This is a genomic window from Polaribacter sp., assembly GCF_965660385.1.
Classification (GTDB): Bacteria; Bacteroidota; Bacteroidia; order Flavobacteriales; family Flavobacteriaceae; genus Polaribacter.
Map to the genome: position 1 here is coordinate 1 of NZ_CBFHZT010000119.1, position 2,504 is coordinate 2,504.

Annotated in this window: 3 protein-coding genes; all 3 read left to right on the forward strand. The window is 26.6% G+C overall.

Translation table 11 applies throughout. The features are described 5' to 3' along the window. Positions 1–262: 262 nt before the first annotated feature. The 3 genes from ACTG3V_RS15380 (at position 263) to ACTG3V_RS15390 (ending at position 2,405) form a co-directional block, all read left to right on the forward strand. A complete protein-coding gene (locus ACTG3V_RS15380; protein ID WP_439133057.1) occupies positions 263–913 on the forward strand; it encodes a hypothetical protein in 651 nt (216 codons plus the stop codon). A 198-nt stretch (positions 914–1,111) separates the two neighbouring features. Continuing rightward, positions 1,112–1,645: a hypothetical protein gene (locus ACTG3V_RS15385; RefSeq protein ID WP_439133058.1), complete on the forward strand. Its 534-nt coding sequence runs from the start codon at positions 1,112–1,114 to the stop codon at positions 1,643–1,645. Positions 1,646–1,898: 253 nt separating this feature from the next. Further along, on the forward strand, positions 1,899–2,405 hold the full coding sequence (locus ACTG3V_RS15390; RefSeq protein ID WP_439133059.1) for a hypothetical protein: 507 nt from the start codon (positions 1,899–1,901) through the stop codon (positions 2,403–2,405). Positions 2,406–2,504: the final 99 nt, after the last annotated feature.

Here is a 2,504-nt window from a genome sequence, read left to right on the forward strand (position 1 = left end):
TTTTAGTAGAAAAGAGAGAGGATTATCAGTGTTGTCTGAGTCTAAGCTCAACCGTCTAAATTAACCTTAATTCTCTCTTTTATTCTTTCTGATTAAGTATCAAATTTATTAAAAGACAAACTTAAGCTGTATAAACTTTATTGCTGCTAAATTTTTCCTTCGGAAAAATACGCAGGCACAAAGTTGTTTAATATTTTGCTTACTTTTAGGCGAAACAAAACGCAACAAAGCTTATACCAAAACGTTGGGCAACATTTACGAAATGAGAAAAATAGGAATAATATTAATGACTTTTTTAGGTTTTAGTTGTAAAACGAAAACAAATAAAGAATCAATAAAAAAAGTGGAATTAGATTTCATAAACTCATTTTACAAAAACGAAAATGAGGAAGAAATTGAATTTTGTCGAATAACAAAAGATAGTTTAAATTATAGACAAATTGAAGGAAAAATATCACTGAATAAGGAATACAATACTTTTCAAGAAATAAAGACAAATAAGATTATTTTGGAATCTGAAATAGATTCGATAAAATCTGAATTAAAAGCTGAAAACTACAGAGAAAATTTTGACAATATCAGTAAAGTTATTTTTGTTCAAATTCAGCCAAAAAGTGAGAATGACTTAAAAGTTTTAGATTTAAGACATTCAATTGAAGGAAAAATTCATAAAGAATTGACTAATAAAAAATTAGGCGAATGGATGGCTGGAGATATAGGTCCTGGAGGAGCAAATATGTTGTTTGACGTTAACAATTGGAATAAATCCTTTGAAATAATAATGAAAGTTTTAAGCAATGAAAATCTTCTTGAAAAAAGTTTAATTTTAAAACGTCTGAATACAGCTGAGGACGATTGGAATTATGAAATTATTTATCCAATTGACTTTAATGGAATTTTTAATCAAATGTAAAAAACGTTGCCCAACACCATATATAATTTATTGCTGGCTAATTGCTTACTTGCGAAAATCCTCGCGGATTTTCTTTGTCTGTTATTATTTACTAAATTAGTTGCTTAAACCACGCAACAAACCATATATAAACACGTTAGCCACAATATGACGAAAACCCAAATCAGGAACATAATAACAAAGATTCACTTCTACATTTTGGGATTTGCTTTATTGAATTTCACTCTGAAAAGTACGATTGAAATAAGTTTAAATTATAAATTGAGTTATTTTATAACGTTAGTAATTTATGCAAGCGGAATTATTCTCTTCTTATGGAATTTCAAGCCATTTAAAAAAATTGGATTTTACTTTAGTTTTTATGCAATTACGCCAATTCTGACTTTATTATTCTGGTTGTTTGGTGGAATATTTTTCGGAATTGTTGCTTCAATAGTTCTTTATCCGATTCAAACGAATCATATTGAAGTTGAGAAAGATAATTTTGTGATTTATCAAAAAACTGAAGGGTTTTTAGGAATGTGTTGTGAATATGAAATAACGGAAAAGCAATTTTTTATATTAGAAAAGAGAATTAAAGAAATAGATTTATCTAATGAAATTGAATTTAATAAAAAATCATTATATACTAAAAACGGAAAAACAGAACTGAAAATAAAATACGAAAAATACCAATTTGCTGAACATAGTTTGCCGAAAAGAGACACGATAATTTTAATCAAAAAGGAATAAATACTGTGGCTAACACCGTACAAAATTAATTGCTTGCTTTTTGCTTATTTACGAAAATCCTCGCGGATTTTCTTAGTCAGTAATTATTTATTAACTTTATTGCTAAACCAACGCAACTAACCTTGTACAACAACGTTGTAAAACATACAAAAAAAATGACGTATTGAATTTAAAATACTACTTAATATTCATAATTTTAGTTTTCTCTTGCAAACCGAGAACTGAAAATTTCTATTATCCATCTTTTGAGAAATTGAAAGAAGGAAAAATTGATACTTTAAATTTAGAAAAAATTAGAAATTATAACGAATTAATAAACAAACTGGAAAATCTGAATTATGGAGAAAAATTTGGATTTTTAAAAATAAAAAATGAAAATAAAATTTATAATTTGAGTTTAACAACGAGACACGGTTTTTGTTATGGTGGTCCAATTATAAAAGAGAAAAACTTAATTACAATTTCTGAAGACAGTATTATGAAAAACGATAAAGTATTTCATATTAGTTTTCTGAAAGAAATTTTAGAGAAAGATTTGAAAAATTATGGAAAGGAAAATGAATATGCTGAAAGCAGTGAAAAATTGAGAATATCTTTAGCTCTTAAAAATCCCGAAAACTTTGTTTATTTAGAGAAATATTTGATAAGTTTAATGGAAAAATTTAATCAATTGAATAAAACGAAAGAATATGAATTGAATATTCAGATTGACCGAGAATTCTATTTTTGGAGAAATTTAAGTAGGAATTTACCAAAATAGTTAAAGTACGTTTTACAACACCGTATATAATTTATTGCTGGCTCATTGCTTACTTACGAAAGTCCTCGCGGACTTTCTTGGTCGGTAATTATTTACTAA

Bases quoted from the DNA above. Each gene is read 5' to 3' on its own strand.
- ACTG3V_RS15380 (WP_439133057.1), top strand. From the start codon at position 263: ATGAGAAAAATAGGAATAATATTAATGACTTTTTTAGGTTTTAGTTGT.